Genomic DNA, 269 nt, shown 5'->3' on the forward strand with positions numbered 1-269 from the left:
GTTCGAGATCGAACAGCCAGAGGTCGATGGAACCGTCGCTGCCAGCCGTCTCAGCTCCCATAGGCGAGCTCTCCGCCGGCCGGACGCAGCTGCACCATCCGCTTGGCAAGATGGGCCATCAGCATCAGCGGATAGTTTTCGCCGAGGCTGATGCGGCAGGTGCGCTTCAGGATGTCGAGCGACTGGGTGCAGGTGTCGCCGCCGTAATTGACGCTCTTGTCGGCCCATTTGTAGGGGTTCATGCCCGGATGGGCGGTGCGTTTCTGCAG

1 protein-coding gene is annotated in these 269 nt (G+C 62.8%); it reads right to left on the reverse strand.

Going from position 1 to position 269, the window contains the following annotated elements; genetic code table 11:
* Positions 1-50 precede the first annotated feature (50 nt).
* Positions 51-269: hypothetical protein (locus tag SB772_RS41435; protein ID WP_410838702.1), on the reverse strand; the 219-nt coding region annotated here is incomplete at its 5' end.

The sequence above is a fragment of the Paraburkholderia sp. SIMBA_030 genome (genome assembly GCF_046535245.1).
Taxonomy (GTDB): domain Bacteria; phylum Pseudomonadota; class Gammaproteobacteria; order Burkholderiales; family Burkholderiaceae; genus Paraburkholderia.